The organism is Amycolatopsis melonis, assembly GCF_040064235.1.
GTDB lineage: Bacteria > Actinomycetota > Actinomycetes > Mycobacteriales > Pseudonocardiaceae > Amycolatopsis > Amycolatopsis melonis.
Map to the genome: position 1 here is coordinate 79,289 of NZ_JBDZYD010000022.1, position 21,594 is coordinate 100,882.

The following is a 21,594-nucleotide window of genomic DNA, read 5'->3' on the forward strand; positions in this document are numbered from 1 at the left end:
AATGAGTCATTCAGGTCACCGGAGGTCCTGAATGACTCATTCAAGACCTGCGGAGCCGGCCGCCCACCCGAGTCCGGCTAGGCCTTCACCGGGGCCGGGCTCGGCTTGCGGTCCCCCGCACCTCCCGCACCCTGGCCGGACTCGTCCACCGGGGCCAGCAGGCGCATGGCTTCCTGCACCGCCACGTCCGTGGCCGCGATCCGCTCGGCGACCTTTGCGCGCAGGTCCAGTGCCAGCTTGCGGTTGCGGTCGGCCTCCTCCTGCTTGGACCGCGCCGCGGCCAGCGCCTCCTCGGTCTCCTTCTTCTTGCGTGCGACCTCCTCCTCGAAGGCCTTCTTCTTCGCCGCCAGCTCCTCCGAGGCGACCCGGTCCGCCTCGGCTCGCGCGGCCGCCGCCTCGGCTTCGGCCTTCGCGTCGGCTTCCTTGCGGGCCCGCTCGGCCGCCGCCGCCAGCTCGACGCGCTTCGCGCCCGCGGCCGCGTTCAGCTTCTCGATCTCGTTCTTCGCCTCGGTCAGCAGGCGGGCGCGTTCCTCCTCCGCGTCCTTCGCCAGCTTGTCGGCCGTGCGGCGGGTCTCGTGCGCGTACTTGTCGGCCTGCTCACGGGTCGACGCCGCGTCCGCCTCCGCCGCCGAGCGCAGGTCCGCGATCTCCTCCTCGGCCAGCTGCATCATCATGCGGACGCGCTCGGCCATGGCACCCGCGCCGGACGGGCTGGAGCTCATCCTGGCCAGCGCGGCCTTCGTCTCGGCCAGCTCCTTCTGCGCGTACGCGAGAGCCTTCGACAGGTCCGCGGACGTCGCGACGGCCTCGTCGCGGCTGCGGGACGCTTCGCGGATTTCCTTGGTCAGCTCGGCGATGCGCTCGTCGACCTGGCGCTGGTTGTAGCCGCGGACACCGACGGCGAACTGGACGGTTTTCGGGGCGGGCTGGGGCTTCTCAGGCGCGACCATCGGGCCACCTTAATGAGCCGGGGACCGTGGAGACGTACCGCCAAACGGATGCATCACGGATATTGGAACCCCCGGTGACGCATGGCATCCTGACCGGTGTTGACCAGCGGTTGACGCGAGGAGGCCACAGTGGACATCCAGGCGATCCTCGCCGACATCGCCGCGCACTGGCACGTCTACGCGACCATGCCGCTCATCGCCGCCCTGATCGGCTACCTGACCAAGCGGGTGGCCATCGAGATGATGTTCCGGCCGCTCGAATTCACCGGCATCCGGCCGTTCTTCGGCTGGCAGGGCGTCATCCCGGCGAACGCGCGGCGGATGGCCGCCACCGCCGTCGACCTGCTGACCCGCAACCTCGTCGACCCGCAGGAGATCTTCAGCCGCCTCGATCCGGAGGAAATGGTCAAAGAGCTCGAAGCTCCGCTGCTGAAGGCGGTCGAAGACGTCACGCACGAGGTCATGGCGACCTACCAGCCCCGGCTGTGGGAGCTGCTGCCGTCCCGGGCACAGCGGCTGCTCGTCGACCAGGTCCGCGCGCAGGCACCGGCCGTCGTCAAGCGGCTCATGCGGGACGTCTCCACGAACATCGACGACGTCCTCGACGTCAACGCCATGCTGATCGACGCGATGGTCCGCGACAAGTCGCTGACCTGCCGGCTGATCCGCGAGGTCGCCGCGCCCGAGTTCCGGTTCATCGCCCGGTCCGGGATCTGGTTCGGGTTCGTGATCGGGCTCGTCCAGTTCGCCGCCTGGGCGGTGACGAAGCAGCCGCTGATCATGCCCGTCTTCGGTTTCGTCACGGGCTTCGTCACGGACTGGCTGGCGCTCAAGATGATCTTCTACCCGCGTGAGCCGCGCGGGTTCCTCTTCTTCCGCTGGCAGGGCATGTTCCAGAAACGCCGTCAGGAGGTCGCCGCCGACTACGGCGCGCTGATCGCCGACGAGGTGCTCACCGTGCGGAACGTGCTGGAGGCCGTGCTCACCGGGCCGCGGGCCGACAAGCTGTTCGCGATGGTCACCCGCGAGGTCCAGCGCACGATCGACGCGCAGGCGAGCATCGCCAAGCCGCTGGTCGCGCTCACCATCGGCGGGCGGCAGTACCAGGAGATGAAGCGCGCGGCCGCCGCCAAGGTGATCGAGTATCTCCCCGAAACGGTGAAACACGTCGAGAGCTACGCCACCGGCGCGCTCGACGTCCGCAACACCATCGTCACGAAGATGCAGCAGCTGACGCCGATCGAGTTCGAGGGCATCCTGCGTCCGGCGTTCAAGCAGGACGAATGGAAGCTCATCGCGGTCGGCGCGGTCATCGGTGGCCTGGTGGGTGAACTCCAGGTGCTGCTCCTGCTGCATTGACACCCTGCCGATAACGTGCCGGGGTGGACTTCGGCACGCACTGGCAGGTGTACGTCACCATGCCGTTCATCGCGGCGCTGATCGGCTACGTCACCAAGCGCGTCGCCATCGAGATGATGTTCCGCCCGCTGGAGTTCGTCGGGATCCGGCCGTTCCTCGGCTGGCAGGGCGTGCTGCCGGCGAACGCCGAGCGCATGGCGGCCACCGCGACCGAGATGCTGACCACCAACCTCGTCGACCCGAAGGAGATCTTCGCCCGGCTCGACCCCGCGCAGGTGGCGAAGGAGATCGAGCAGCCGCTGCTGCGCGTCGTCGAGGACGTCACGCGCGAGGTCATGGAGACCTACCAGCCGCGGCTATGGGAGGTGCTGCCCACCGGCGCCCAGCAGCTGCTGCTCAAGCGCGTCCAGGCGGAGGCGCCGAAGGCGATCACCAAGATCATGCGGGAGATCGCCGGCAACATCGAGGACGTCCTCGACCTCAAGCACATGGTCGTGACCAACCTCGTCCGCGACAAGGCACTGCTGAACCGGCTGATCCGCGACATCTCCCGGCCCGAGATGCGGTTCATCGCGCGGTCCGGCATCGCGTTCGGGTTCGGCCTCGGCTGCGTCCAGCTGGTGGTGTGGGCGCTGACGAAGTCGCCGGTCGTGCTGCCGCTGTTCGGCCTCGGCATCGGCTGGCTCACCGACTGGCTCGCCCTGAAGATGATCTTCCTGCCGCGCGAGCCGCGCCGCTTCTTCGGCTACACCTGGCAGGGCGTGTTCCAGAAGCGGCGGCACCAGGTGGCCGCCGACTACGGCGACATGATCGCGCGCGAGATCATCACCATCCCGAACCTGCTGGAGGCGGTGCTGCGCGGCCCGAAGTCCGACCGGCTGTTCACAATGATCACCCGCGAGGTGCAGAAGACGATCGACGCGCAGGCGAGCGTCGTCAAGCCGTTCGTCGCACTGGCCGTCGGCACGAAGAAGTTCCAGGAGATGAAGCAGACGGCGGCGGCGAAGGCGGCGGAGCGCGTCCCGGAGACGATCCGGTACGCCGAGGACTACGCGGTCAACGCGCTGGACGTGCGCAACACGATCGTCGGCCGGATGCGGAAGCTGAGCCCGCTGGAGTTCGAGCAGCTGCTGCGCCCGGCGTTCCGCCAGGACGAGTGGAAGCTGATCGCGGTCGGCGCGGTGATCGGCGGGCTCGTCGGTGAACTGCAGGTGCTGGCCCTCCTCGGCTAGCCGGTACGGTTTCGATCTCGGCACGGGCGAGGGGAGGTCGGCATGGGCACCGTCCTGCACGACCTCGCGCTGCACTGGCCGCTGTACGCCGCGATGCCGTTCGTCGCGGCGCTGATCGGGTACGTCACCAAGCGCGTCGCCATCGAAATGATGTTCCGGCCACTGGACTTCGTCGGCATCCCGCCGTTCCTGGGGTGGCAGGGCGTGGTCCCGAAACACGGCGGCCGGATGGCGGCGGTGGCGACCGAGCTGCTCACGGCCAACCTGCTGGACATCCGCGAAGTCCTCGCGCGGATCGACCCGGTGGTCATCACGGCCGAGCTGGAGCAGCCGCTGCTGCGGGCGGTCGACCACGTCGCGCGCGAGGTGCTGGCCGAGCACCACCCGCGGCTGTGGGAGGTGCTGCCGACGCTCGCCCAGGAAATGCTGATCAAGCAGGTCCAGGCGGCGGCGCCGCGGCTGGTGCGGGAGTTCCTCGACGACGTCCGCGAACACCTCGACGAGGTCCTCGACGTCCAGCACATGGCGGTCCAGCGGCTGACGCGGGACCGCGCGCTGCTGGTCCGGCTGATCCGCGAGACGTCCCGCCCGGAGATGGCGTTCCTCGCGCGGATGGGTGTCTACTTCGGATTCGCGCTCGGCGTCGTCCAGACGGTGGTGTGGGCGCTGACCCGCGAGCCGTGGGTGCTGCCGATCTTCGGCGGCGCGATCGGGCTGTTCACCGACTGGCTGGCGATCAAGCTGATCTTCGTGCCCCGCGAGCCGGTCCGCGTGGGCCGGGTGATCTTCCAGGGCAAGTTCCAGCGCCGCCGCGCCGAGGTCGCGCGGCAGTACGGAACGCTGATCGCCAACGAGGTCCTGACGGTCCAGAACCTCCTGGACGCGGTCCTGCGCGGCCCCCGCGCCGACCGGCTGGCGGCACTGGTCGAGAACCTGGTGTCGGAAACGGTCGACGCGCAGATGCCACTGGCCTGGACGGTCGGCGGCACCCGCCTGCGCGAGATGAAGCAGGCGGCGGCGCGCAAGGCACTGGAGCAGCTGCCGTCGACGGCCCGGTACGCCGAGGGCTACCTGACCGAGGCGATGGACGTCGCGAAGGTGATCGAGCAGCGGATGCTGGCATTGACGCCGCTGGAGTTCGAAGGCCTGCTGCGCCCGGCCTTCCGGCAGGACGAATGGAAGCTGATCGCCGTCGGCGGGGTGATCGGGTTCGTGGTCGGGGAGCTTCAGGTCCTGCTGATGCTGGGTTGAGAAAGCGCCACTTTCACGTGAAAGTGGCGCTGTCAGGCCGCCGCGACGAGGTCCGGGGCCGGGTCGGCCGAAGCTGGATCGGCGCCCGAGTGGGCTGAAAGGCGCTTTCGTCTCATCCGGTGCGGTGAAAGGGACTTTCCTCGCACCAGACGCCAGGAACGTCCCTTTCAGCACGGCGCCGGCCCGACCTCCGCCGCCGAGGGCCGGCTACGAAACCCCAATGTGGCGTTGGTTGCGTCCAGCGCACCCGATGGGGCGTTCGGGTCAGGCCGCCGCGACGAGGTCCGGGGCCGGGTCGACCGCGCGGACTCGGGTGCGCCGGTCCCGGCGCCAGGCGATCACCCGGCAGACCACGTAGATCAGGAACGAAATCGCCGTCACGAAGGCGCTCACCGGCAAGCCCGGTGCCAGTGACAGCACGATTCCGCCCAGTGCCGACACCTCGGCGAACACCACCGACAGCACCGTGGCCTTCCACGGCGACGCCGTCACGCGCGCCGCGGCCGCCGCCGGGGTCACCATCAGGGCCACCACCAGCAGGGAGCCGACCACCTTCACGCTCAGCGCCGTCGAAACACCCACCAGCAGCGCGAAAACCACCGTCAGCGTCTTCACCGGGACCCCGCGTGCCACGGCCACGTTCCGGTCCACCGAAGCGAACAGCAGCGGCCGGTACACCAGCGCCAGCACCGCCAGCACCACCACCGACGACACCACGAACAACGTCAGGTTCGTCGAGTCGATCGTGATGATCTGGCCGGTGAGAATCCCGAACTTGTTCCCCGACCGTCCTTTGTAGAACGACAGGAACAGCACGCCCATGCCGAGCCCGAAGGACAGGATCACGCCGATCACCGAGTCGCGGTCGGCGTCGCGGGCGCCCAGGATGCCCAGCAGCAGCGCCGCCACCACCGCGCCGATCAGCGCGCCGTACTCCACGCCGATGCCCAGCAGCAGCGCCGCCGCGCCGCCGGTGAACGCCAGCTCCGAGGTCCCGTGTACCGCGAACGACATGCGGCGCATCACGATCAGCGGGCCCAGCACGCCGGCCACCAGACCCAGGATCGCGGCCGCCAGCAACGCCGTCTGCACGCCGTCCAGCTCGGTGATCAGCTGCCAGGTCTTGCCGAAGTCGAACAGATCCAAGACTCAGCCCACTTGCTCTTCGACGTCGCGTTCGTGATGGTGCGGCTCGTCCTCGCACAACGCGCTCTGCGCGCCCGCGATGTGAATCTGCCCGCCGACCTTCAGCACCTCGACGCGGGTGCCGTACAGCTGCGACAGCGTCGCCGTGGTCATGACCTCGTCCGGCTTGCCGATCCGGAACTGGCCGTTGACCAGGTACAGCACCCGGTCGACGAACGGCAGCACCGGGTTGATCTCGTGCGTCACGAACAGCACGGCCGTCCCCGCCGACCGCCGCCGCCCGTCGATCAGCTCGCTGATCGCGCGCTGGTGGGCCAGGTCCAGCGACAGCAGCGGCTCGTCGCACAGCAGCACCTCGGGGTCGCCGACCAGTGCCTGGGCGACCCGCAGCCGCTGCTGCTCGCCGCCGGACAACCGGCCGACCGGCTGCTTCGCGTACCGCGTCGCGCCCACCGCCTCGATGGCCGAAGCGACGAGACGGCGCCGTGCCGCGATGCCCGGGAAGCCGAAACCCCAGCGGTGCCCGTCGAGGCCCAGCCCGACCAGGTCGACGCCGCGCAGGGTCAGCGCCTCGTCGATGGCGCGCTGCTGCGGGATGTAGCCGACCTTGCGGTTCGCGCCGCCCGGACGGCCGCCCGCGATCTCGACCGTGCCCGCCGACAGGTCCTGCATGCCCAGCAGCGCCTTGAGCAGGCTGCTCTTGCCGGACCCGTTCGGCCCCAGCACGGCGAGGAACTCGCCCGGCTCGACGACGAGGTCCAGCCCCGACCACAGGGTCCGGGGGCCGAACGCCAGGCCCGCCCCGCGGACCCGGACCGCGGGGCGAACGTCGTCGGAGACGGGTGCCATGGTTACTTCAACGCCCCCGCGAGTTCGTCGACTTCCCCGGTCATCCAGACAATGTAGTCCGTCACACCCGCGGGCAGCGTCTCGGTCACGCCGACCACGCCGATGCCGGCCTCCTTCGCCTGCTTGACGACGTCCTGGGTCAGCGGCGTCACCGTCTGCTCGTTGTTGATCAGCGCCTTGACCTGCTTGGTCGCGATGAGCTGCTTGTACTGGCTGACGGCGTCGGCCGGGACGTCGGTGTCGTTCTCCACCGCGTCCGAGAACGCCTTCGGCGTCGCGTCGGTGATCTTCGCGCTCGCCAGCAGGTAGTGCGCGACCGGCTCGGTGACGACGACCTTCGTGCCGGGGTGGGTGGTGCCCAGCTCTTCGAGCCGCTTCTCGAGCGCGTCGACCTTCGCCTTGAACGCGGTCGCGTTGTCGGTGAACTGCTGCTTCGACGCCGGCTGCAGCTCGCCGAGCTGCGCCGCGACCTGGTCGGCGACCTTGTCGACGCCCGGCAGGTCGTACCAGACGTGCTCGTTCTCGTCGCCGGTCGCGGCGATGTCGTAGGCGACCAGGTTCTTCGCGCCGGGCGCCTGGTCGGTGAGCTTCTTGAAGAACTCGTCGTACCCGCCGCCGTTGGACAGCAGCAGCTTCGCGTCCTTCGCCGCGAGCGCGTCGTCCGCCGTCGTCTCGTACGAGTGCGGGTCGGCCGACGGGTCGTGGATGATCGACTTGACCTCGACCTTGTCGCCGCCGACGGCGCTCACCACGCTGCCCCAGACGTCGGTCGACGCGACGACCTTGATCTTCCCGGCCGCCGCGGGCTGCGCCCCGCCGTCCGCGCCCGTCGTCCCGCCGCCGGAGCAGGCGGCCAGGGCCAACACGGACAGGGCCGAAGCGGCGGCAAGCACGCTCCTGATGGGGCGGGAACTCATCTGAGGACTCCTGGAGACGCTAATGGAAACCGTTGTCACATTCACCTTACCCCATCCGGATGACTTTCTGGCCATCCGATCCCCGTTTGGTGTATGCGTCTCCGTGCATGCGGATCGAGACATCGACCACGCGGGGTGTCTCTTCAAGAAAACGATCTGAACCGTTACGGTTTGCTGATGGGCCGTCCCATTCGCACCCGGAGGCAGGCGACACTGGCGTCGCTCGCGGCGGAGCTCGGTGTGTCCAGGACCACGGTGTCCAACGCCTACAACCGGCCGGACCAGCTGTCCCCGGAACTGCGCCGCCGCGTCCTCGAGACCGCGCGGCGGCTCGGCTACCCCGGCCCCGACCCGGTCGCCCGCTCCCTGCGCACGCGCAAGGCGGGCGCGGTCGGGCTGCTGCTCACCGAGAACCTGTCCTACGCCTTCCGCGACCCCGCCGCCGTCGGCGTGCTCGAAGGGCTCGCGCTCGCCTGTGAAGACGCCGGCGTCGGCCTGCACCTGGTGCCGGCCAGCCCGGGCCGCGAGGACGTCGCCGCGGTGCACCGCGCGGGCGTCGACGGCTTCGTCGTCTACTCCGTGCCGGACGACGACCCGCACCTGGCCGCCGTGCTCGAAAGACCGGTGCCGACGGTGATCATCGACCAGCCGAGCCTGGAGGGCATCGACCGCGTCGGCCCGGACGACGCGGCGGCGGTCGGCAAGATCGCCGAGCACCTCGTCACGCTCGGGCACCGGCAGGTCGGCGTGATCTGCATGCGGCTCGCGCGCGAGCGCAACGACGACTTCGTCTCGGCCACCCGGCAGAGCGGCGCGCACTTCCACGTCCAGCGCACCCGCCTGGAGGCGCTGGCGGTGGCGTTTTCGGCGGCAGGCGTCGACTGGGCGGGCGTCCCGGTGGTCGAGCGGTTCGACCACACGGTGGACGACGGCGCGTCCGCGGCCCGGCAGCTGCTGGACGCGTACCCGCAGATCACGGCTGTGATCTGCACCTCCGACATCCTCGCGCTCGGCGCGATGGCCGAGGCCGAGCGGCGCGGGCTGCGCGTACCGCAGGACCTGACGGTGACCGGCTTCGACGGCATCGCCGAAGCCGAGCGGATCGGCCTCACGACCGTCCACCAGCCGGTACTGGAGAAGGGCAAGACGGCCGGGCGGCTGCTGCTCGGCTCGGCCGAGCGGAGCGCGCCGAAGGTCATCACCCTGCCGACCGAGCTGCGCGTCGGCCGGACGTCGGCACCGCCGCGGACCATCGAGGAGCCGTGGTTCGGCGGATAAACCTGCCGTGACATTGCTCGTAGTGCATTGCTCGTTCGAGGCAGGCCCGGTGAAATGGTGGGGAACGCCCGCGCCGCGGGGCCACTGGCCGGAAGGTGACCGATGACCTCGATCGACGTACTGCTCAAGCGCAACCAGGAACTCGGCAACGTCACCCCCGGTGACCGCTCGACCCCGCGCCCGTCCCTCCAGGTCGCCATCCTGACCTGCATGGACGCCCGCATCCGGGTGTTCGAGCTGTTCGGCCTGCTCCAGGGCGAGTCGCACGTCCTGCGCAACGCCGGCGGCGTGGTGACCGACGACATGATCCGCTCGCTCGCGCTGTCCCAGCGCAAGCTCGGCACCCGCGAGGTGCTGATCGTCCAGCACACCGAGTGCGGCCTGTCGATGGTGACCGAGGACGACTTCAAGGACGAGCTGGAAGAGGCCAGCGGCCTGCGCCCGACGTGGTCGGTGGAGGCGTTCCGCAACGTCGAGAGCAGCGTCAAGACGTCGATGGAGCGCGTGCGGCGCAGCGCGTACCTGCCGCACACCGACAACGTCCGCGGCTTCGTCTACGACGTCAAGACCGGGGAGCTCACCGAGGTGAAGTAGCCTCCCGGCGTGGCTGTGGACCCTGACGTACTGCTCGACTGGTTCTCCGCGCACGGCCGGGACCTGCCCTGGCGCGACCCCGGCTGCTCCGCGTGGGGCGTGCTGGTCAGCGAAATCATGCTGCAGCAGACCCCGGTCGCCCGGGTCGAGCCGATCTGGCGCGAATGGATGGCGCGCTGGCCGGTGCCCTCGGCGCTGGCCGCGTCCACCCAGGGCGAGGTCGTCCGGGCCTGGGGCAAGCTCGGCTACCCGCGCCGGGCGCTCCGGCTGCACGAGGCCGCCGGGGTGATCGCCGAGCAGCACGGTGACGTCGTTCCGTCCGATGTGGACACCCTGCTCGCGCTGCCCGGGATCGGGGCCTACACCGCGCGAGCCGTCGCCGCGTTCGCCTACGGGCGGCGGGCGCCGGTCGTCGACACGAACGTGCGGCGGGTCGTCGCGCGGGCGGTGCACGGCGCCGGGGACGCCGGGCCCGCGTCGAACACCCGTGACATGGCCGACGTCGAGGCCCTGCTTCCGGCCCAAGACGCCCCCGCGGCGAAGTTTTCCGCGGCGATCATGGAACTCGGCGCGCTGATCTGCACCGCGCGGGCCCCGAAGTGCGCCGACTGCCCGATCTACGACGAGTGCGCGTGGCAGCTGGCCGGCCGTCCGGAGTACACCGGCCCGGCCAAGCCGGTGCAGCGCTACGCGGGCACCGACCGGTACGTCCGCGGGCGGCTGCTCGACGTCCTGCGCGGCAGCGAGGGTCCCGTCGAGAAGGCGCGCCTCGACCTGGTGTGGCACGACGGCGGCCAGCGCGACCGCTGCCTGGACTCCCTGCTGGTCGACGGCCTGCTGGAGCAGACCCGCGACGGCCTCTTCGCCCTGCCAGGGGAACACTGACGCACTACAACCAAAGTTGGTCAATAGTTGTCATCGGCGCGATGCGGGGTTACCTTTCTCCGCATGGTCACTGTTGACCGCCGGACCCTGCTCAAGGCGGGGGTGACCGCATCCGCGGCCGGCGCACTGGGGATGACGACCACGGGGACGGCCACAGCGGCCGTTCCGGCACCGACGATCCACCCGACGTCCGAGTGGGGCGCCCGGCCCGCCGCGGGCACGATCGTCGTGGAGAACCACAAGCCGACCTACATCGTCGTGCACCACGCGGTCGATCCGCCGATGAACAACGACTTCTCGCTGGCGCGGGCGTTCTACGTCTCGCGGTTCATCCAGAACCTGCACATGGACAAGAACGGCTGGATCGACAGCGGCCAGCAGTTCACCAACAGCCGCGGCGGGTACGTCACCGAGGGCAGGCACCGCAGCCTGGAGATCCTGCGCGGCGGCACCCAGCACGTCCAGGGCGCCAACGTCGGCGGCCACAACAGCGAGGTCATCGGGATCGAGAACGAGGGCCTCTACAGCACGGTGGACGTGCCGCAGGCGCTGTGGGACTCGCTGGTCTCGCTCGTCGCCTACATCGCCCACCAGTACGGCATCGCGCCGGAGTTCATCAAGGGCCACCGCGACTTCAACTCGACCGAATGCCCCGGCCAGGTGCTCTACAACCGGCTGCCGGAGCTGCGCACCGCCGTCGGCCGGGTCTTGGGCGTTCCGGTGGCGCGGGCCGAGGCGGAGTGGCCGCTGCTCAAGCCGGGCGACACGGGCCGGAAGGTCCAGCTCGCGCAGCAGTTCCTGCGGGCGTCCGGCTTCGGCGTGCCCACCGACGGCGTCTTCGGGAAGTCGACGAAGGAAGCCGTGGCCGCGTTGTCCGTTCAGGCCGGTCTGCCCCGCGACACGTGCACCGCGGCGAAGGTGACGGACGAAACGGGCTTCCTCGGCGCGGACGTCTGGCCCCTGATCGTCCCGGCCGACCGGTCGGCGGCGGCGTGGCGAGCGGACCTCTCCCGGGCCTGAAACGCGCCACTTTCACGGGAAAGTGGCGGCGAGGAGGTCGGTGCGCCGGGCTCAACGGCGCGCACGGTGCACCGTCCTTCTCGCCGTCAGCGGGCCAGGACCTGGGACAGGAAGGCTTCCACCGCACCCCGGTAGACCTCCGGGGCCTCGTCGTGGGGCAGGTGGGCCGAACCCGGCACCACCAGGTGTTTCGCCCCCGGGACCCGCGCCGCGACGGCCGCCTGCTGCCCGGGCGGCATGGCCGTGTGCTCACCCTCGACCAGCAGCAGCGGACAGCGGATGGCGTCCACAATGGACCAGAAGTCCCGGCGGCCCCACTCGGCCGCGATGACGTACAGGTCCGCCAGGTCCGCGACCAGGTGATAGCCGTCCTCGCGCTCCTCGACGCAGTCGGCGAAGTACTCGCCCGCGTCGCCGAAGAACTCGCGGACGTGGTCGAGGGACTTGAACGGCACCGGCCAGCTCTCGAAGTACCCGCGCCAGCTCTCGACGGTCCGGCCGCGCTGGTCCGGCGCGAAGTCCTCGGACACGACCGCGCGGACCAGCTCCGGGTACCGCGCCGCGGTCGCCCACGCGTGCAGGCCGCCCATCGAGTGCCCGATGAGCACCGCCGGGCCCGCGTCGAGGGTCCGCAGCGCCGCGGCGACGTCGTCGGCGAACTGCTCGGTGGTCCACGGCCCGACGCGCGGCGCGCTGCCGTGGCCACGCGCGTCGAGGCCGTACACCGCGCCGTAGGGCCGCAGCCACTCCGCGACGCGCCACCACGTGCGCGCCCGGCCCATCAGGCCGTGCAGCAGGACGATCGGCACGCCGGTGCCGCCGAAACAGAGCACGCGGCCACCTAACCACAAAACCCCTGGTGCGGAACGTGACCGACCGGTCGCAATCCATGACCTATGGTGGAGGACATGCGCCGCCGACTCGCCGCCTTGGCCGTCAGCGCTGTGGTGGTCCTCGCCGCGGCGTGCAGCGGTGACGCCGTCACGGCGCCGCCACCGCCTCCGCCGATGCACCCGGCGCCGGGCGCGTCCGGCGCGGGCGACCCGTACTACCCGGACGACGGCAACGGCGGGTACGACGCCCTCGACTACCACGTCGACGCCACCTACGACCCGCCGAGCGGGCACCTCGACGGCGACACCACGGTCACCGCGCGGGCCACCCAGGACCTCAGCCGGTTCGACCTGGACCTGCGCGGCCTCGACGTGCACGGCGTCGAGGTCGACGGCAAGCCCGCGAAGTTCACCCGCGAGAAGGCGTTCGAGCTGGTCGTGACGCCGCCGGAGCCGCTCCGCGCCGGGACGACGTTCCGCACGCGGGTGCGCTACGGCGGCGACCCGGCGAAGACGCCGCACGAGGGCGGCAGCGAGAACGGCTGGCAGCACTCGGCCGACGGCGGCGCGTACATGGTCGGCGAGCCGCACTCGGCCGCGTTCTGGTACCCCGTCGACGAGACCCCGCGTGACAAGGCGACCTTCACGCTCACCGCGCACGTCCCGCCCGGCTGGACGGTCGTCTCGAACGGCCGCGAAGGCCCGCCGGGGACGTGGACCGAGCCGAACCCGGTCGCGAGCTATCTGACCACGATCGCGATCGGCAGGTTCACCCTCGAACGGTCGGCACTGCCGGACGGCACCCCGGTCGTCTCGGCGTACGCGCCGGGCACCGAGTCCCGCCGCGCGATCGGCGGCCGCCTGCCCGAGGTGCTCGGCTTCCTGAGCAGCAGGTTCGGCCCGTACCCGCAGTCGGCGGCCGGCGGGATCTTCCTGAACGAGAGCGTCCCGTTCTCGCTCGAAACGCAGACGCGGCCGACGTACGCGAAGTGGGCCGACCTGCCGACGCTGGTCCACGAGAGCGCCCACCAGTGGTTCGGCGACTCGGTGTCGGTGGACAACTGGTCCGACATCTGCCTGAACGAGTGCTTCGCGTCGTATTCGCAGTGGCTGTGGGCCGAGCGCGAGGGCCAGAACCTCGACGACCGCTACCGCGCGGCCATCGAGATCACCCACGCCAGCACGGCGTTCTGGGCGCAGAAGCTGGTCGGCATGGGCCAGGGCCACGAGTTCGAGGGCGTCTACAACAAGGGCATCCTGGCGGTGCACGCGCTGCGCCGCGAAATCGGCGACCCGGCGTTCGACCGGCTGCTGCACGAATGGCCGTCCCGCTACCGCCACGCCAACGCGACCTGGACCGACTTCGAAGCCATGGCGGCGCGGATCAGCGGCAAGAACCTGAAGGCGTTCTTCGACGCGTGGTTCCGCGGCACCCAGCTGCCCGCGGACGCCGACCTCTTCCCCGGCTCACTGCGCAGCTGAACTGCCCAACAGGGACCGCGTGAGCGCACTGCGCGCGTCCTGCATCTCCGCCAACGCCGCCGCGAGCTCCGCATCCCCGACAACGACGTCCTCGCCAAGAACCTGACGGCGTTCTTCGACGCATGGTTCCGCGGCACACAGCTGCCCGCAGACGCCGACCTCTTCCCCGGCTCACTGCGCAGCTGAACTGCCCAGCAGCGACCGCGTGAGCGCACTGCGCGCATCCTGCATCTCCGCCAGCGCCGCCGCGAGCTCCGCATCCCCGACGACGACGTCCTCGTCCGGACGCTCGCCCAGCGCCAGCAGCGACGCCCGGCGCAGCAGCTCCTTGGCGAACGACGCCGTCATGCCCGCGGTCGCCTCGACCACCGGGGCGAGGTCCGCGGTCAGCGTGAGGCCACGCGCGTACAGGCGCAGCAGTGCTTCCCGCCCGGGCGCGTCCGGGAGCGGGATCTCGACGGCGAGGTCGACCCGGCCAGGGCGGTCGGCCAGTGCCTTCTCCAGCTCGCCTGCCCGGTTGGTGGTGAGCAGGAACGTGACGTCGGCGTCGCCGCCGACGCCGTCCATCGCGTCGAGCAGGCTGAACAGCAGCGGCTGGACCTGCGGCCCGTGACTGCGGTCCTGCGCGATCAGGTCGACGTCCTCCAGCACGACCACGCTGGGCTGCAGCCGCCGCGCCAGCTCGGCGGCCTTGGCCACGAACCGCATCGCCGTGCCGGTCAGGATGATCACCGTGGTGCCCGGCAGGCGGCCCATCAGGTAGCGGACGGTGTGCGTCTTGCCGGTGCCGGGCGGGCCGTGCAGCAGCAGGCCGCGCTTGAGGTGCTGGCCCGCGGCCAGCAGGCGCTCGCCGTGCCGGGCGATGCCGACCGTGTGCCGCTCGATCGCGGCGAGCACGCCGTCGGGCAGCACGACCTCCTCGCCGGTCAGCGTGGGCCGCGGGAGGAAGGTGAGCAGCTCGTTGCCGCGGTGCTCGCTGGTGCCGAACGCCAGCACCTGCCCGCGTAGGAGGTCGTGCTCGGCCATCAGGCGCTCGACGCGGTCGCGGACTTCGGTGGCGGTCACCCGGGACGTCGCGAGGACCTCCAGCCGGCACTGCTCCTGCCCCCACTGCGGGTTCGCGCCGCGGATGGCGAGCAGCACGGGCTCGCCGCCGGGAGCGCTGGTGCCGACGAGCCCGAGCTGGACCGCCTCGGTCGCTTCGTGCGGGCCGACGGCCGTCGTGGTGAAGTCGACCGAGCCCAGCTCGAAGAGGCCGCGCATCCGCGCGGTGACGAGCATCCCGATGAGGTCCTCGTGGCTGCGCTGGCCGCCGGCGATGCCGAACCAGTCCACGAGCGTGCCGTGTTCGGCGAGGTAGGCGTCGACCCCGCGCTGGATGTTGGCGTGCTCCCACATCGGCCAGGCACGGGTCACGACGACGACCTCGGGCAGCGGCACCCCGAGGTGGCCGGTCACGCGCTGGATGAGTTCGCTGGAGCGGCCGTCGGAGACCTCGTCGGCGGCGGCACGGACGATCCGGGCGATGTCGGCGGCGAGGTCCCGCTCGGTGCTCCCCATGCCTCCCACAGTGGCACGGATCACACCGCGCGGCCAACTACGCTGGAGCCATGAGTGTCGTGAAGATCAACGCGATCGAGGTCCCCGAAGGCGCCGGGCCCGAGCTGGAGAAGCGGTTCGCCGCCCGCATGCACGCGGTCGACGAGCAGCCCGGCTTCCTCGGCTTCGAGCTGCTGCGCCCGGTCTCCGGCGAGACCCGCTACTTCGTGTACACGAAGTGGGAGTCCGAGGAGCACTACCAGGCGTGGGCGAAGGGCGGCCCGGCCGCGGCGGCGCACTCCGGCGAGCGGGCCAAGCCCGTGGCCACCGGGGCGAACCTCCTGGAGTTCGAGGTCGTGCTCGGTTCCCAGCCGGGTGAGTGACGCGCTCACCCGGGCCGCGAAGCTGCTCGACGGCGCCGGCGCACTGCTGATCTGCGCCGGCGCCGGCATGGGCGTCGACTCGGGCCTGCCCGATTTCCGTGGTGGCGAAGGGTTCTGGCGCGCGTATCCGCCGTATGCCCGGCTCGGGCTGCGGTTCGAGGAGCTGGCCGACCCACGCCACTTCGCCGAAGACCCCGAGCTGGCCTGGGGTTTCTACGGCCATCGGCTGGCGCTCTACCGCGAAACCGTGCCGCACGAAGGATTCGGGCTGCTGCTGTCCCTCGGCTCGCGCCTGCCGGACGGCGTTCGCGTGTTCACGTCCAATGTGGACGGCCAGTTCCAGAAGGCGGGCTTCGAGTCCGTCGCGGAGGCGCACGGCTCGATCCACCACCTGCAGTGCTTCGCCGGGTGCACTTCCGAAATCTGGCCCGCCGCGGGAATCGACGTCCCGATCGACCCGGAGACGATGCGCGCGGTGCCGCCCCTGCCGTCGTGCCCCCGCTGCGGCGGCCTGGCCCGGCCCAACATCCTGATGTTCGGCGACTTCTCGTGGGTCCCGGACCGCAGCCAGGCCCAGCTGGACGAGCTGACAGCCTGGCGCCGGACGGCCCGCGACCTGGTCGTGGTGGAGGTGGGAGCGGGCCAGGCGGTCCCGACGGTCCGCCGCTACGCGGAACTGGCCAGCGCGGCAACGGGCGCGCTGATCCGCATCAACCCCCGCGAACCGGAGATCCGCCACGGCCGCGGGGTGTCGATCGCGGCCGGGGCACTGGAGACCCTCAGGGCACTCACATGACCTCGAGCATCTCCCGCACCCGCGTGACCTCCCGCGGGGCATCCTCCGCCGCGGGCCAGCCCGCGCTCAGCTCCTCGATCAGGGCCCGGTGGTCGTCGATGATCTCCTCCCACATCAGGCCCCACGCCGCGGCGGCCTGAATCTCGACCTCGGGGCAGCGGGTCGCCCGGACGAGCGCTTCCACGGCGTTGGTGCCGGGCGAGGTGTCCAGCAGCTCCAGCGCCCGGAGCCGGGCGCTCATCGACACGCTCGCGTCGCAGGCGAGCGCACCCAGCGCTTCGACGAGCCGGAGGTCGGCCTCCTGCGCGTCGTCGAAGACCGCCTGGACCAGGTCGAGCGCTCGTTCGCGCACCCGGTCGGCCGCGGCGGTCACCACGACCTCGGCCAGCAGGGACGGCTCCTCCGCCGCCACGACGTCCAGCACCGACAGCGCGGTGAGGTGCTTGGCCTCGGCCCCGTAGTCCGGGCTGAGCCGGGCCGGTGCCGGAGGCTGCCGCAGCGCCTCCCGGACGCGGTCCAGGACGAGTGCCCGTTCCGGGACGCGGGCTTCCTCGCCACCTCGCTTCACGGCGCCATCGGGACTCCACCAGTGGTCGAGCGCGATGCCCACGGCCGCCTCGTCGGCACTTTCGAGCAGCAGGCGGAGTGCCTCGTGGTACGACTCGTCCACGCCGGGAGCCCGAAGCCGGTTGTGGGCGCGATGGAGGTCCGGGTCCGCCAGCCGGTGCCCGATCCAGTGCACGCTGTGCGGCTTGCCGAAGACCAGCTCGGCGGGGTTCTCGCCCGACGGCCGGTGCGGAGGCCGGTCGCCCCAGCCGTCGGCGACCTCCTCCAGGACGGCGCGGTGCCGAGCGAGGCCGCCGGTCCTGACCAGGTAGTACACCGCTTGCGCCTGGACCTTCGGCTCGCCTTCGCGGACCGCGCGGAGCAGGATCTCGTCGGCGTCCGCACCCAGGCTGTCGGCCAGGATCCGGATCGCCGTCTCCTGCACATCGTAGAAGCCGACCGACGGGTCGAGGATCAGCTCGCCCAGAGCGGCGACGAGCCGATCGTCCCTCACCTCGGTTTCGTCGAGCACGCCGTAGGCGACCCAGACGGCCTTGCCGCGCACGGCGTCGGAGTCCGTGCGCGCGAGAACGTCCAGCAGGAGACCGGCGTCCCCCGGCTCGGCGTGACGTGCCCCGATCAGGTTCAGTGCGCTGACTTCGGCGGGCGACATCGGACGCCGGAGCACCTCGCGGGCGCGGGCCAGCACCTCGGGCAGGAAGGCCTCGGCCCGGTCCGCGTCCGCCAGGACGTGCCGCAGGCCCTCCAAGGACTCGTAGTGGTCGAGCGCGATGCCGACGGCAACCGGGTCGTCGCTGCGGAGCAGCGTCGTGAACGCCCGCAGGCATTCCTCGTCGCCGTCCGGGAACCGCAGTTCGTCGTGTGCCTTCCGCAGCGCCGGATCGGCCGGCTCGGTGTCCGTCCAGTACGTGCTGTGGAAACCCGTGAGCGTGCGCCGGATTTCGCGGGCCTCCCAGCCCGCGTCCTCCGGCCACGACGCCACCAGCCTGCTGAGGTGCTCGCGGTGGACGCGGAGCCGCCGGGGTGTCGTGAGACAACCCGCCGCACACAGCTGGAGTGCCCGTTCGGGAGACTCGCTGAGCCGGACGAGGACGTCCTCGACTTCCGGGAGATCCAGGTCGTCCAGGGCGCCCACGGCGTTCCTGCGGTCCTGCACGTCACGGCTCTCGTCCAGCGCCACGGCGGTGAGCAGGGCCAGCAGCCGCGGGTTCGGCGGCTCGCCCCGCGCCAGTGCGGTGCCGGCCGCGAGATACGCCATGTCCCGTGCCTCGGAGTCCGGGACGTCTTCGAGGAAGGCGGCGATCAGGTCCGCGTCCTCCGCCTCGGCGAGGTGCCACAGCGCGGTGAGCGCACTGGCGTGGCTGCGGCCGGATGGAGGGCGCCCGAGCAGGTTCCGGGCCGCACGGCGCACTTCGTCCGCCAGCGCCTGGTACCGGTTTTCCACGCCCCATCTGGTGTCGGCCTGCGCGGCCTGGAAGTCGTCCAGTGCTTCGCGGACGACGTCGACGTCGTCACTCGCCAGCCGGGCAGCGAACTCGTTCACGGGAGCCGCACTTCGGCGAACACGGCCCGGTGGTCGCTGCCCGGCACGTCGAACACGCGGTAGTCCAGCACCGCCGCCCGGTTGTCGACGACGACGTGGTCGATCGTCACCAGCGGCAGCGACGACGGCCACGTCGGCGTGAGCGCCGAGCCGTGTTCCTCGGCCGCGTCGCGGTAGCCGCGGGACAGGACCGTGCGGAACGCCACGTGGTCCAGCGTCGCGTTGAAGTCGCCCGCGAGGATGCGCAGGCCGTGCTCGCCCGCGGCGCGGGACAGGTCCTTGATCTCGCGCTCCCACTGCGGGGTGTCGACGTCCGGGGAGATCGGGTGGACCGCCACGATCTCCACCACCACCCCGTCGCCGAGGTCGGCCTCCGCGCCCGGCTGCTTGGCCGCCGAGTCGCCGGTCAGGTTGACCTCCTTCAGCGGGAAGCGGGACACGATCCCGGAGCCGAACGCGCCGGGGGCCGGGTGCAGCACCCGGTACGGCAGCGCCTCGAACAGCCCGGCCGCGGTCAGGCCGTCGACCACACGCGGGGTCAGCTCGACCAGGTTGAGCACGTCGATCCGCTGCTCGCGCACCAGGTCGACGACGGCCTTCGGGTCGGCCTGGCCGTAGAGCAGGTTCGACGCCAGGACCCGCAGCGTCTTGCCGTGCACTTCCCGCTGTTCGGCCGCCGACAGCCGCGGGACGACCAGGACGGCCAGCGCGACCGCCAGCACCAGCGCGACCCCGCCGATCCACCACCGCCGCAGCGCCAGTGCCAGGCCGCCGAGCAGCACGCCCGCGGCCGCCGCGTACGGCGTCAGCGACAGTGCCGCCAGGGTGTACCAGTCGCCGTCGAAGCCGATCAGGCGCAGCGCCGCCAGCACGGCCAGCGGCACCACCGGAACCACCAGCAGGGCCGTGACCAGCGGGTTCTTCCGCCGCGACCGCGTCTCTTCCGCAACCACCATGCCGCCGAGTATGCCGAGGACAGCGCCGCCCGGCCCGCACCCCGGCAACTCCTCCACAAGATCTCCATCAGCGGCTGACAGCGCGCTGTGCGTGGCCTAACAGCGGCAGCGTCCACAGTGACCTGAGAGCGACGAGCAGTGTTTTCTGGGGCCCAGCCCCAGACCCCGGGCCGGGGGCAAGCCCCGTGGACCCCCAAAAGCAGTTGAGGAGGAACGCCCATGTCGCACGCGATCCAGGCCGAGGGCCTGGTCAAGCAGTTCGGGGAGACCAAGGCGCTGGACGGGGTGGACCTCGAAGTCCCGTTCGGCCAGGTGGTCGGGGTGCTCGGCCCGAACGGCGCCGGCAAGACGACCGCCGTCCGGATCCTGGCGACCCTGATGAAACCGGACGCCGGCCGCGCCACCGTCGGGGGTTACGACGTGGTCGCCGACCCGGTGCGCGTCCGCAGCCTGATCGGGCTCACCGGCCAGTACGCGTCGGTCGACGAGGACCTCAACGGGATCGAGAACCTCGTCCTCATCGGACGGCTCTACGGCTTCCCGCGTGCCCGCGCCAAGGCACGGGCCACCGAGCTGATCGAGCGGTTCGAGCTGACCGGCGCGGCCAAGCGGCCGATCCGGACGTACTCCGGCGGCATGCGGCGGCGGCTCGACCTGGCGGCGAGCCTCGTCGGCGGGCCCGAGGTGCTCTACCTCGACGAGCCGACCACCGGGCTCGACCCGCACGCCCGCAACGAGGTCTGGGACGTCGTCCGCGGCCTCGTCGCCGAGGGCGCGACGGTGCTGCTGACCACGCAGTACCTGGAGGAGGCCGACCAGCTGGCCGACAAGATCACCGTGTTCGACCACGGCCGGGTCGTCGCCGACGGCCGCGCCGACGAGCTGAAGCGCCGCGTCGGCGGGCAGACGCTGCAGGTGCGCCCGACGCGGCTGTCCGACATGGACGCCGTCGACCGGATCCTCGGCGGCCTCGCCGGCGTCCGGCCCGCCCGCGACGACGGCACCGGCCTGCTCACCGCGCCGGTCGACGACCCGGTGCTGCTGTCCACTTTGGTCCGCAAGCTCGACGAAGCCGGGATCACCGCGGACGAGCTTGCCCTGCGGCTGCCCAGCCTCGACGAGGTGTTCCTCGCGCTGACCGGGCACACCGCCGCACCGTCCACTGAAGACACTCGCGACCTCGAAGGGAGCCTGGCATGACGACGCTGGCGCTCGACCGCCCGGCCCCGCCGCGGCACATCAGCCCCGCCAAGGGCTTCGGCCACGCGCTTTCGCTGGCCTGGCGCGGCATCCTGAAGATCCGCAAGAACCCCGAGCAGCTCGCCGACGTCACGCTGATGCCGATCACCTTCCTGGTGATCTTCGTGTACCTGTTCGGCGGCGCGCTGTCCGGCTCGACCGACGCCTACCTGCAGCTGGTCGTGCCCGGCATCATCGTGATGAACATCCTGCAGGCCTGCCTGACCGTCGGCGTGCAGCTCAACACCGACGTCACCAAGGGCGTGTTCGACCGCTTCCGCAGCATGCCGATCGCCCGGTCGGCCCCGCTGGTCGGCGCCGTGCTCGCCGACGTCGTCCGGTACGTGGTGTGCCTGACGGTCCTGATGGTCGTGGCGTCGCTGATGGGCTACCGGATCGCGACCGGCCCCGGCGAGTTCGCCGTGGCGATCCTGCTCGCGCTGGCGTTCGGGCTGAGCTTCTGCTGGGGCTCGGTGTTCGTCGGCATGCTGATGAAGACGCCGGGCTCGGCACAGGCGCTGATGTTCGTCTTCATCATGCCGCTGACGTTCGGCAGCAACGTGTTCGTGCAGACGTCCACCATGCCGGGCTGGCTGCGGGCATGGGCGGACATCAGCCCGGTCAGCCTGATGGCGAACGCACTGCGCGGCCTGATGAACGGCGGCCCGGTCGCCGGCCCGCTGGCCGGGGCGCTGGCCTGGATGGCAGGCGTGGTGGCGGTGTTCTTCCCGCTGGCCATGTGGGCCTACCGGCGGCGGGTCTGAGGCGCGGGTTT

The 21,594-nt window shown here is 71.2% G+C and carries 20 protein-coding genes; 12 read left to right on the plus strand and 8 right to left on the minus strand.

Annotated features, from left to right (window positions below; all coding sequences use genetic code 11):
- Nucleotides 1-77: 77 nt before the first annotated feature.
- The gene (locus ABJI51_RS42095; RefSeq protein ID WP_348956805.1) at nt 78-950 is read right to left on the minus strand and encodes a coiled-coil domain-containing protein; all 873 of its coding nucleotides are present in this window, start codon (nt 948-950) and stop codon (nt 78-80) included.
- Nucleotides 951-1,079: 129 nt separating this feature from the next.
- Between ABJI51_RS42095 and ABJI51_RS42100 the strand changes: the two genes are divergently transcribed.
- Genes ABJI51_RS42100 through ABJI51_RS42110 form a run of 3 tightly spaced genes read left to right on the plus strand, consistent with a single transcriptional unit; the run spans nt 1,080 to nt 4,792 of the window.
- Entirely contained in the window at nt 1,080-2,309 is a 1,230-nt protein-coding gene (locus ABJI51_RS42100) for a DUF445 family protein (protein WP_348956806.1), read from the plus strand.
- Between the two features lie 59 nt (nt 2,310-2,368).
- Entirely contained in the window at nt 2,369-3,541 is a 1,173-nt protein-coding gene (locus tag ABJI51_RS42105) for a DUF445 domain-containing protein (RefSeq protein WP_348956842.1), read from the plus strand.
- 42 nt (nt 3,542-3,583) lie between these two features.
- Entirely contained in the window at nt 3,584-4,792 is a 1,209-nt protein-coding gene (locus tag ABJI51_RS42110; protein ID WP_348956807.1) for a DUF445 domain-containing protein, read from the plus strand.
- A gap of 264 nt (nt 4,793-5,056) precedes the next feature.
- Here ABJI51_RS42110 and ABJI51_RS42115 read toward each other — a convergent pair whose 3' ends face one another.
- From ABJI51_RS42115 to ABJI51_RS42125, 3 genes are read right to left on the minus strand one after another with little or no spacing between them, the layout of a single operon-like run.
- Complete coding sequence (locus ABJI51_RS42115) at nt 5,057-5,938, minus strand: metal ABC transporter permease (RefSeq protein ID WP_348956808.1); 882 nt, start codon at nt 5,936-5,938, stop codon at nt 5,057-5,059.
- A gap of 3 nt (nt 5,939-5,941) precedes the next feature.
- A complete protein-coding gene (locus tag ABJI51_RS42120) occupies nt 5,942-6,787 on the minus strand; it encodes a metal ABC transporter ATP-binding protein (RefSeq protein ID WP_348956809.1) in 846 nt (281 codons plus the stop codon).
- Between the two features lie 2 nt (nt 6,788-6,789).
- Entirely contained in the window at nt 6,790-7,704 is a 915-nt protein-coding gene (locus ABJI51_RS42125) for a metal ABC transporter solute-binding protein, Zn/Mn family (protein WP_348956810.1), read from the minus strand.
- Between the two features lie 177 nt (nt 7,705-7,881).
- Here ABJI51_RS42125 and ABJI51_RS42130 point away from each other — a divergent pair, with 177 nt between their 5' ends.
- The 4 genes from ABJI51_RS42130 (at nt 7,882) to ABJI51_RS42145 (ending at nt 11,481) form a co-directional block, all read left to right on the plus strand.
- Nucleotides 7,882-8,982 (plus strand): LacI family DNA-binding transcriptional regulator, encoded by a 1,101-nt coding sequence (locus ABJI51_RS42130; protein WP_348956811.1) that lies wholly within the window; start codon nt 7,882-7,884, stop codon nt 8,980-8,982.
- Between the two features lie 102 nt (nt 8,983-9,084).
- Nucleotides 9,085-9,576 carry a beta-class carbonic anhydrase gene (locus tag ABJI51_RS42135; protein WP_348956812.1) on the plus strand — a complete coding sequence of 164 codons (492 nt, stop codon included), beginning with the start codon at nt 9,085-9,087 and terminating at the stop codon, nt 9,574-9,576.
- Between the two features lie 9 nt (nt 9,577-9,585).
- Nucleotides 9,586-10,461: an HhH-GPD family protein gene (locus ABJI51_RS42140; RefSeq protein ID WP_348956813.1), complete on the plus strand. Its 876-nt coding sequence runs from the start codon at nt 9,586-9,588 to the stop codon at nt 10,459-10,461.
- A gap of 63 nt (nt 10,462-10,524) precedes the next feature.
- Nucleotides 10,525-11,481 carry a peptidoglycan recognition protein family protein gene (locus ABJI51_RS42145; RefSeq protein WP_348956814.1) on the plus strand — a complete coding sequence of 319 codons (957 nt, stop codon included), beginning with the start codon at nt 10,525-10,527 and terminating at the stop codon, nt 11,479-11,481.
- Nucleotides 11,482-11,567: 86 nt separating this feature from the next.
- Here ABJI51_RS42145 and ABJI51_RS42150 read toward each other — a convergent pair whose 3' ends face one another.
- Nucleotides 11,568-12,314, minus strand: a complete 747-nt coding sequence (locus ABJI51_RS42150; RefSeq protein ID WP_348956815.1) for an alpha/beta fold hydrolase — start codon at nt 12,312-12,314, stop codon at nt 11,568-11,570.
- Between the two features lie 75 nt (nt 12,315-12,389).
- Here ABJI51_RS42150 and ABJI51_RS42155 point away from each other — a divergent pair, with 75 nt between their 5' ends.
- Nucleotides 12,390-13,796, plus strand: coding sequence for a M1 family metallopeptidase (locus ABJI51_RS42155; protein ID WP_348956816.1), 1,407 nt, complete (start codon nt 12,390-12,392; stop codon nt 13,794-13,796).
- A gap of 171 nt (nt 13,797-13,967) precedes the next feature.
- On the opposite strand, the gene ABJI51_RS42160 is transcribed toward ABJI51_RS42155, so the two are convergent.
- Nucleotides 13,968-15,356, minus strand: coding sequence for an AAA family ATPase (locus ABJI51_RS42160; RefSeq protein ID WP_348956817.1), 1,389 nt, complete (start codon nt 15,354-15,356; stop codon nt 13,968-13,970).
- Nucleotides 15,357-15,406: 50 nt separating this feature from the next.
- Here ABJI51_RS42160 and ABJI51_RS42165 point away from each other — a divergent pair, with 50 nt between their 5' ends.
- Together ABJI51_RS42165 and ABJI51_RS42170 are read left to right on the plus strand one after the other, a co-directional pair.
- On the plus strand, nt 15,407-15,718 hold the full coding sequence (locus ABJI51_RS42165; RefSeq protein ID WP_348956818.1) for an antibiotic biosynthesis monooxygenase family protein: 312 nt from the start codon (nt 15,407-15,409) through the stop codon (nt 15,716-15,718).
- Nucleotides 15,711-16,514 carry an SIR2 family NAD-dependent protein deacylase gene (locus tag ABJI51_RS42170; RefSeq protein ID WP_348956819.1) on the plus strand — a complete coding sequence of 268 codons (804 nt, stop codon included), beginning with the start codon at nt 15,711-15,713 and terminating at the stop codon, nt 16,512-16,514. The genes ABJI51_RS42165 and ABJI51_RS42170 overlap by 8 nt, the downstream gene beginning before the upstream one ends.
- Here the strand turns inward: ABJI51_RS42170 and ABJI51_RS42175 are convergent.
- Both ABJI51_RS42175 and ABJI51_RS42180 read right to left on the minus strand, forming a co-directional pair.
- Nucleotides 16,507-18,624: a hypothetical protein gene (locus ABJI51_RS42175; protein WP_348956820.1), complete on the minus strand. Its 2,118-nt coding sequence runs from the start codon at nt 18,622-18,624 to the stop codon at nt 16,507-16,509. The two genes, ABJI51_RS42170 and ABJI51_RS42175, sit on opposite strands and share 8 nt — an antisense overlap.
- Entirely contained in the window at nt 18,621-19,637 is a 1,017-nt protein-coding gene (locus tag ABJI51_RS42180) for an endonuclease/exonuclease/phosphatase family protein (protein ID WP_431605719.1), read from the minus strand. The genes ABJI51_RS42175 and ABJI51_RS42180 overlap by 4 nt, the downstream gene beginning before the upstream one ends.
- Nucleotides 19,638-19,799: 162 nt before the next feature.
- Here ABJI51_RS42180 and ABJI51_RS42185 point away from each other — a divergent pair, with 162 nt between their 5' ends.
- A complete protein-coding gene (locus tag ABJI51_RS42185; protein WP_348956822.1) occupies nt 19,800-20,780 on the plus strand; it encodes an ATP-binding cassette domain-containing protein in 981 nt (326 codons plus the stop codon).
- Nucleotides 20,777-21,583 (plus strand): ABC transporter permease, encoded by an 807-nt coding sequence (locus tag ABJI51_RS42190; RefSeq protein ID WP_348956823.1) that lies wholly within the window; start codon nt 20,777-20,779, stop codon nt 21,581-21,583. The genes ABJI51_RS42185 and ABJI51_RS42190 overlap by 4 nt, the downstream gene beginning before the upstream one ends.
- The last annotated feature ends 11 nt before the right edge of the window (nt 21,584-21,594 follow it).

Excerpts from the sequence above, each read along its gene's own strand:
- ABJI51_RS42095 (WP_348956805.1), bottom strand. The coding sequence starts at position 950 with ATGGTCGCGCCTGAGAAGCCCCAGCCCGCCCCGAAAACCGTCCAGTTC.
- ABJI51_RS42165 (WP_348956818.1), top strand. The coding sequence starts at position 15,407 with ATGAGTGTCGTGAAGATCAACGCGATCGAGGTCCCCGAAGGCGCCGGG.
- ABJI51_RS42130 (WP_348956811.1), top strand. The coding sequence starts at position 7,882 with ATGGGCCGTCCCATTCGCACCCGGAGGCAGGCGACACTGGCGTCGCTC.
- ABJI51_RS42155 (WP_348956816.1), top strand. The coding sequence starts at position 12,390 with ATGCGCCGCCGACTCGCCGCCTTGGCCGTCAGCGCTGTGGTGGTCCTC.
- ABJI51_RS42105 (WP_348956842.1), top strand. The coding sequence starts at position 2,369 with ATGCCGTTCATCGCGGCGCTGATCGGCTACGTCACCAAGCGCGTCGCC.
- ABJI51_RS42125 (WP_348956810.1), bottom strand. The coding sequence starts at position 7,704 with ATGAGTTCCCGCCCCATCAGGAGCGTGCTTGCCGCCGCTTCGGCCCTG.
- ABJI51_RS42145 (WP_348956814.1), top strand. The coding sequence starts at position 10,525 with ATGGTCACTGTTGACCGCCGGACCCTGCTCAAGGCGGGGGTGACCGCA.
- ABJI51_RS42160 (WP_348956817.1), bottom strand. The coding sequence starts at position 15,356 with ATGGGGAGCACCGAGCGGGACCTCGCCGCCGACATCGCCCGGATCGTC.
- ABJI51_RS42135 (WP_348956812.1), top strand. The coding sequence starts at position 9,085 with ATGACCTCGATCGACGTACTGCTCAAGCGCAACCAGGAACTCGGCAAC.
- ABJI51_RS42120 (WP_348956809.1), bottom strand. The coding sequence starts at position 6,787 with ATGGCACCCGTCTCCGACGACGTTCGCCCCGCGGTCCGGGTCCGCGGG.
- ABJI51_RS42190 (WP_348956823.1), top strand. The coding sequence starts at position 20,777 with ATGACGACGCTGGCGCTCGACCGCCCGGCCCCGCCGCGGCACATCAGC.
- ABJI51_RS42185 (WP_348956822.1), top strand. The coding sequence starts at position 19,800 with ATGTCGCACGCGATCCAGGCCGAGGGCCTGGTCAAGCAGTTCGGGGAG.
- ABJI51_RS42110 (WP_348956807.1), top strand. The coding sequence starts at position 3,584 with ATGGGCACCGTCCTGCACGACCTCGCGCTGCACTGGCCGCTGTACGCC.